This window comes from Sphingobium sp. IP1 (genome assembly GCF_002708645.1).
Classification (GTDB): Bacteria; Pseudomonadota; Alphaproteobacteria; order Sphingomonadales; family Sphingomonadaceae; genus Sphingobium; species Sphingobium yanoikuyae.
Window position 1 is genome coordinate 23719 of record NZ_NOIW01000069.1, and the last position, 6937, is coordinate 30655.

The window sequence follows — 6937 nt, forward strand, 5'->3', positions numbered from 1 at the left end:
GATCCTTTCCTTCGATCAGGAAGAGGCGGGAGGGCAGTTGCTGCCCTCCCGTCACATCAGTGCTGCGGTTGAACAGACGGGGAGACCTCGATCTCTGGATCATCCTCCTCGACCATCGTCGTGCGGCCGTATCGCGCATAGAGCGTCGGCAGGACGAACAGGGTCAGGAGCGTCGCGGAGATCAGGCCGCCGATTACGACCGTCGCCAGCGGCTTCTGGACTTCGGCGCCAGCACCACTGCCCAGGGCCATCGGCACGAAGCCAAGGCTCGCAACCAGCGCCGTCATGACCACCGGCCTCAGACGCTGAAGCGCGCCCACCCGAGCGGCTTCGGCGCGCTCCATGCCGGTTCGCATGAGATCCTGAATGGAGGACACCATGACGAGGCCGTTCAAGACCGCGATGCCGGACAGCGCAATGAACCCGACCGCTGCGGAGATGGAGAAGTCCATGCCCCGCAAGAAGAGGGCCAGCACGCCACCCACCAGAGCGAGCGGAACGCCGGTGAACACGATCGCTGCATCACGGACCGACCCCAACGCTCCATAGAGGAGCAGCAGGATCAGGACAAAGCAGGCCGGGATCACCAGTTGCAGGCGTTCCTGAGCCGATGCCAGATTCTCGAACTGGCCACCCCATTCGAGATAGCTGCCTGGAGGAAGACGCACTTCCTTACCAATGGCAGCCTGCGCATCTGCGACCACGCCGCCAACGTCACGGCCACGCACGTTCGCCTGGACAACGACACGACGCTTGCCGTTTTCACGGCTGATCTGGTTTGGACCGTCGACGACGCGGATATCCGCAACGCTGGCCAGCGGAACAAACTGGCCGCTCGGGGTCGGCACCTGGACCTGACTGAGCAGCGAGATGTCACCACGCTGATCTTCGGAAAGACGGATCACCACCGGGAAACGGCGGTCGCCTTCGAAGATCATGCCCGACTGCTGGCCGCCCAGCGTTGCGTTCACGATGTCCTGCACGTCCTGAGCGGTAACGCCGAGGCGGGCCATGGCGTCGCGATTCACCCGAATGTCGAGCATCGGAAGGCCCGTGGTCTGCTCGACTTTCACGTCGGCAGCCCCCTGCGTGCGGCGCAGGACGCTGGCGATCTTCTCCGCCGTCGCGTTCATCGAGTTGAAGTCGTCCCCGAAGACCTTGACCGCAATATCACCGCGCACGCCGGCGATGAGCTCGTTGAAGCGCATCTGGATCGGCTGGGTGATCTCGTAGGCGTTGCCCGGGAATTTGGCGAGTTCCCCCTCGATCCGAGAGATGAGTTCCTCCTTCTTCAGGCTGGGGTCCGGCCATTCCTTCCGGTCCTTGAGGATGACGAACATATCAGTGGCGTTGGGCGGCATCGGGTCGGATGCCAGTTCGGCCGTACCGGTCTTGGAGAAGACGAACTTCACCTCCGGCTGCTTCGACATCATCTGCTCGATCGGCACCTGCATCGCCTGGCTCTGCTGCACCGACGTCGCCGGAATACGCAGGGCTTGGATCAACAGGTCGCCCTCATCGAGCTGCGGCAGGAAAACCTGTCCCAGCGACATGAAGGCCAGGATCGCGAGAACGAAACCACCGACACCAGCGCCGACAGTGACTACAGGCCGCTTCATCGCCCGGTCGAGACCGGGTTCGTAGCGGGCCTTGAGCCAGCTCATGATCCGTCCTTCCTTCTCTTCGATCCGCTTGGATAGCCACAGGGCGATCGCGGCGGGAACAAAGGTCAGGGAGAGGATGAAGGCGCAGACCAGCGCGATGATGACGGTAAGCGCCATCGGCACGAAGGTCTTGCCCTCGACACCGGTCAGGGTGAGGAGCGGCACATAAACGAGGATGATAATCGCCTGGCCATAGACCGACGGCTTGATCATCTCCCGGGCAGCAGAAGCGACCGTATCCAGCCGTTCCTTCACGGTGAGCAGACGCCCTTCGTGATGCTGATGCTCAGCCATGCGTCGCAGGGCATTTTCGACGATGATGACGGCGCCATCGACAATGAGGCCAAAGTCGAGCGCGCCAAGGCTCATGAGGTTCGCTGACACCCCGGCACGCAACATGCCAAAGCCGGTCAGCATCATGGTCACCGGGATGATGACGGCGGCGATCAGCGCGGCACGGAAGTTGCCGAGCAGCAGAAACAGCACCACGATGACAAGGACCGCGCCTTCGCCCAGATTCTTGGCGACCGTCTTGATGGTCGAGTTCACCAGCGCCGTACGGTTCAGCACAGGCTGGACGATTACGTCTGGCGGCAGTGAGGCGTTGATCTCCTCCAGCCGGTTGGCGACTGCGGTCGCGACGGTGCGGCTATTCTCGCCGATCCGCATGATGGCGGTGCCGACGACGACCTCAGTTCCGTTTTCGGACGCCGACCCCATGCGAATCGCCTGACCGGTACGAACAGATGCAACCTGACCAAGGGTGATGGGTACACCTTCCCGGGTGGCCACCACGATCTTGGAAAGTTCGTCGGCGTTACGGACAAGAGCGTCCGCACGGACTGCCAGACCTTCGCCATTGCGATTGACGAAGCCGCCACCGACGCTGGTGTTGTTGCGTTCGAGGGCTGTGCTGAGCTGCGTCAGCGTGATCCCCATCGAAGCCAGGCGCTGGACGTCGGGCACGACGAGGAACTGCTTGGCATAGCCGCCAATCGAATCGACGCCGGCCAAGCCCTGCGTGTTCTTCAGCAGCGGCGAAACGATCCAGTCCTGCGCGGTACGCAGGTAGGTCGCCTTGTCGGTGTCGTTCGTCAGCCGTTCGCCTTCCGGCGTGATGTAGCTGCCATCGGGCTGCATGCCGGGTTCACCCGGCTGGTGCTTGTCGTCCTTGCGATGCTCCAGACGGACGGTCCACATATAGACCTCGCCCAGACCGGTGGCGATCGGGCCCATTTCGGGCGTTACGCCATCGGGCAAGTTCTCGGACACGCCTGTCAGGCGCTCGCCGACCTGCTGGCGGGCGAAAAAGATATCCGTCTGATCGGAGAAGACCGCCGTCACCTGCGCGAAACCATTGCGGCTAAGCGAACGGCTATATTCGAGGCCCGGAATGCCGGCGAGCGCAGTCTCGATCGGGAACGCCACCTGCTTTTCGACCAGTTCGGGCGAAAGCGCGGGCGCACGGACGTTGATCTGCACCTGATTGTTGGTGATGTCCGGCACTGCGTCGATAGGCAGGCGAGACAGGGCGGCGGCGCCGATCACGGCGGCAATGGCGGTCAGCAGCAGGACGAGCCAGCGCTTGTGAACCGCCCATGTTACGATTGGGGCGATCATCGGCTCAGTCCTCCGCGGCTTCGCTCTTGCCGAGTTCGGCCTTGAGCGTGAAGCTATTGACGGTGGCGATCTCCTCGGTGCCCTTCAGGCCCGACTTGATGATCACGCTGTCGCCGGCACTGTCGCCCAATTGGACGGCGGTTGCCTGGAACCCGGTCTTGGTCCGCACAAAGACGACCGACCTGCCCTCCTCTGTCTGCACCGCAGTCAGCGGCACACGGATCGCGCCATCGCCGCCGCTGCCGGTGAGCGCGACCGATGCCGTAACCGGCTCGCCGACGCGCCAGAGGCCATCACGATTGTCGAGAGTCGCGATGACGGGAACCAGTCGCGTATTGGCATCGAGCGCCGGCGACACGAACGTCACCTTCGCGGTCGCCTGTCGACCAGCTGCCTTGATATTCACCGTTGCGCCCGGACGCACCCGGCCCGCATCCTGCGGCTGCAGGTTGAGCGAAAGCGACACGCTCGAAAGGTTGGCGACGCGGAACAATTCAGCATCCGCCGCGACCGTCTGCCCCAGCACCACGCTGCGGCCGATAACCTGACCCGACATAGGCGCCACGATGCCGATGCGATTGAGGCCGCCGCCACCCGTGCCCGCAGCAGAAACCTGCTGCTGCGCCAGACGAAGGGCGATGCGGGCTTCGGTCGCCGCAGTGCGGGCAGCGATGAGATCCTGCTCAGGCGAGACGCGCTGCGAAAACAGACGCTGTTCGCGGGCGAGATTGCTGTTCGCCAGAGACAGCCGTGCGCGAGCAGCTTCGGTCTCGGCGTTGAGCGAGGCGGCCTCGCGGCTCTCGATCACGGCAAGCGTCTGGCCGCGACCGATCGACTGCCCAAGGTTACGGGTCAGCGAAACCACGCGGCCACCGATCGCGGCCGATACCACCTGCGTGCCCTGAGGGTCGCCATCGATGGTAGCGGGGAGCTCGATCGTGCCCGAGCCGCCCATCATCGGGCGCGCCGTCTGAATGCCAGCCGATGCGATCTGATCGGCCGAGAGCGTGATCTTGCCCTCTTCGGCTTTCTCCCCTGCCTTTGCTTCAGCAGCGGGTGCCGCGTCGTTGGACGGATTCTCCTCGGCACCGCTTCCGCAAGCGGCGAGCGCCAGCATCAGGGACAGGGGCAAGGCGGCGTAGATGATCTTCTTAGATGTCATGGATCAGTTCCCCTGTTCCGGCGCGGGCGCTGTCAGGCGCTCCAGCTGCGCGCGGGCATTCTGGTAAGAGGCGAGCGCGTCGATGGCCGCGAGGCGCGTCTGGGCGAGCGTACGTTCGGCATCGAGCAGATCGAGCTGGCCGAACTTGCCTTCGCGATAGCCGATGCGCGCAATACGAGCCGCTTCCTGAGCTGCCTCAAGGGCAGGACCAGTAGCCGTCTGTGCAGTGACTGCGGCATTCGATGCCGATGTCTGCGCGTCGGTGATGGCCTGCTCGACGTCGAGTGCCGTCATACGCTTCTGGGCTTCCACCTGATTGCGCTGCGCGCGAGCCTGCGCGACAGCCGCCTTGCCCGAATTGAAGATCGGGATAGGCATCGTGACCGTGAAGATCAGGGCCGTATCGTTGGTGGCTGACAGCCTGCGTAAACCGGGGCCAGCTTCGAGATTGGGGACTCGTTGAGAATTGGCGAGTCGGACATTGGCATCAGCTACGGCAAGGTCCGCGTCTGCGGCAGCCAGGGCCAGCGTACCTACCGCGCTCGGTGGGACTTCGGGACCATAGCCACGTGGCAAGCGCTCCAACCAAGCCGTATCGAGCGGTCCGCCCATCGGTTGCCCAATCCGACGCTCGAGATTAGCGCGGCTGGCCTGTGCCAGCCGGATAGTCCGAACCAGTTCGGCATCGGCGTTGATCTTCGCAACGTTAGCGCGCTGCTCCTCGATCGGAGAGGCCCGTCCGGCCTTTACCCGTACACTCGCAGCGTTCGCGGCGTCGCCGGCTATCCGCGCCTGATCGCGTGCCGTTTGGACACGCCGTTCGGCAGCAGCCGCTTCGATATACAGCTGCGTGATCTGCAGCCTGATGTCTGCCTGCGTGATCGCCGAGACTAGCAGCGCCTTGTCGGTCTGGGCATTAGCGACCGCGATGCGTGCGGACCGCTTGCCACCCAGTTCGATGGGAACAGCCATGCTGACCGTCGACTCGGCGCTACCAACGCCGCGATACGGTCCGCTTCCTGCGATATTCTCCACCTGCGTCTGCACGGTGGGATTGGGACGAAGACCAGCGACGGTACGTGCGGCGCGGGCCGCTTCGACATTGGCTTGCGCGGCTTCGGCCGCCGGGGCGCTGCCACCAGCGGCGGCGACTGCCTGATCAAGCGTATAGGGTGACGCCCCCGCTACCGCAGCGGGCATCTCCTGTGCCTGCGCCACAGCGACGCAGGACACGGCAGCCAATAAGGCTGCAATGGATCGGAACATGAATAGGAATCCTGAACACGAGTCATGGACGACCGGCGGCCTGAATTCAGGCGCAACGGTCCATTATGGCTCTGTCAGGCTATGGGTGGGCGCAGGTCGGGGCCGATGGCCCAGCGCTTGGACGGAATCGGCGCAGGGATGAACACAGGCGCGTCCACCGCCAACGGAAGCATATCTTCGCTTGCAGAGACCGGAACGAAAGCCGGAGCACCCTGGCAACCGCCATGATGATGCGGGATCGCCTTGTCGGCATCACCCTGCGTCTGGTCCGCGTCCCCTTCGCTATGCACGTAACCCGTGCACTCGATTGTGGGGGCACGGGCGTTAGGAACTTCCTGGGCATGCACCAGCGTCGTCGTCAGCATGGACAACGAAAGCAGGCAGAGCAGGAAACGTCCTAAGCGGCGCATGACAGGCTACATAGTAGGCTTTTCGCAGAATGTCATCTGCAAAATTAAAATCGCGGCATATTGGACTGTTTCCGAATGTTACATCAGATCATTGTGCCATGATAGCGCACTGATACACCATATCATCACGGATTAACTTTACCTAAACTATGATGCGATCAAATATACATTATGGCACAGACAAGAATCATTCGAATAAATCTGCATACCGACCTAGACACAAGGCGCAATTTGCAAAATAGCCACCCCCCGTCTTATGGGCATTACAGATCCTTTGGAATCAGGCTGCACTTTAGACAGAAGCTTTCTGATGCCGCTTATCCGCGGACCATCCGGGGAACCAAAGCTTCCTCTCAATCCGTGAGTGCCGCCCGATAATTGCTCATGCATTCTTCTACGATGCGATCTTGATTTCCGACGAAGATCACGGCTGGAAATCCATGCAGTATCCCCTTAGAGGCATTGCCAACCGTTGGCCGGCAAAAGCCTCCAGACTGCGACTGCCGTTATAATCACGCCGAGCGACAGAACGCCGCCAACGACAAGAAGAGCAGCGCGGTGCCACTTGATGCGGGCGTGGAGGTCATCGAACACGTCAGAGAATTGATCGGCGATCATGATCTGCCCCCCGCTGAGTGGCCCAGAGACTATGATAGTCTGGACCGCGAAAGGGACATTGAATGCCGAGCAAGAAGCACAAGCCGGAAGAGATCATCGGCAAGCTGCGTGAAGTTGAGATCGTGCTGGCGCAGGGGGCTTCGACCGCCGAAGCCTGCCGTCGGATCGGGGTCAGCGAGCAGACCTATTATCTCTAT

General features: G+C 62.3%; 6 protein-coding genes. 1 reads left to right on the top strand and 5 read right to left on the bottom strand.

Features of this window, described 5'->3' with window-relative positions:
* Positions 1–56: 56 nt before the first annotated feature.
* The 5 genes from CG471_RS20370 to CG471_RS30745 form a co-directional block, all read right to left on the bottom strand.
* A complete protein-coding gene (locus tag CG471_RS20370; protein ID WP_010338226.1) occupies positions 57–3284 on the bottom strand; it encodes an efflux RND transporter permease subunit in 3228 nt (1075 codons plus the stop codon).
* A 4-nt stretch (positions 3285–3288) separates the two neighbouring features.
* Positions 3289–4446, bottom strand: coding sequence for an efflux RND transporter periplasmic adaptor subunit (locus CG471_RS20375; RefSeq protein WP_010338225.1), 1158 nt, complete (start codon positions 4444–4446; stop codon positions 3289–3291).
* A 3-nt stretch (positions 4447–4449) separates the two neighbouring features.
* Positions 4450–5712, bottom strand: a complete 1263-nt coding sequence (locus CG471_RS20380; RefSeq protein WP_010338224.1) for a TolC family protein — start codon at positions 5710–5712, stop codon at positions 4450–4452.
* A gap of 74 nt (positions 5713–5786) precedes the next feature.
* Entirely contained in the window at positions 5787–6122 is a 336-nt protein-coding gene (locus CG471_RS20385; protein ID WP_010338223.1) for a hypothetical protein, read from the bottom strand.
* A 453-nt stretch (positions 6123–6575) separates the two neighbouring features.
* Positions 6576–6740, bottom strand: coding sequence for a hypothetical protein (locus CG471_RS30745; RefSeq protein ID WP_257211626.1), 165 nt, complete (start codon positions 6738–6740; stop codon positions 6576–6578).
* Between the two features lie 62 nt (positions 6741–6802).
* Between CG471_RS30745 and CG471_RS20390 the strand changes: the two genes are divergently transcribed.
* The coding region (locus CG471_RS20390; protein WP_373562059.1) for a transposase at positions 6803–6937 on the top strand (135 nt) is incomplete at its 3' end.

Coding starts and splice junctions, on each gene's coding strand:
- CG471_RS30745 (WP_257211626.1), bottom strand. CDS start 6,740: ATGATCGCCGATCAATTCTCTGACGTGTTCGATGACCTCCACGCCCGC.
- CG471_RS20380 (WP_010338224.1), bottom strand. CDS start 5,712: ATGTTCCGATCCATTGCAGCCTTATTGGCTGCCGTGTCCTGCGTCGCT.
- CG471_RS20385 (WP_010338223.1), bottom strand. CDS start 6,122: ATGCGCCGCTTAGGACGTTTCCTGCTCTGCCTGCTTTCGTTGTCCATG.
- CG471_RS20370 (WP_010338226.1), bottom strand. CDS start 3,284: ATGATCGCCCCAATCGTAACATGGGCGGTTCACAAGCGCTGGCTCGTC.
- CG471_RS20375 (WP_010338225.1), bottom strand. CDS start 4,446: ATGACATCTAAGAAGATCATCTACGCCGCCTTGCCCCTGTCCCTGATG.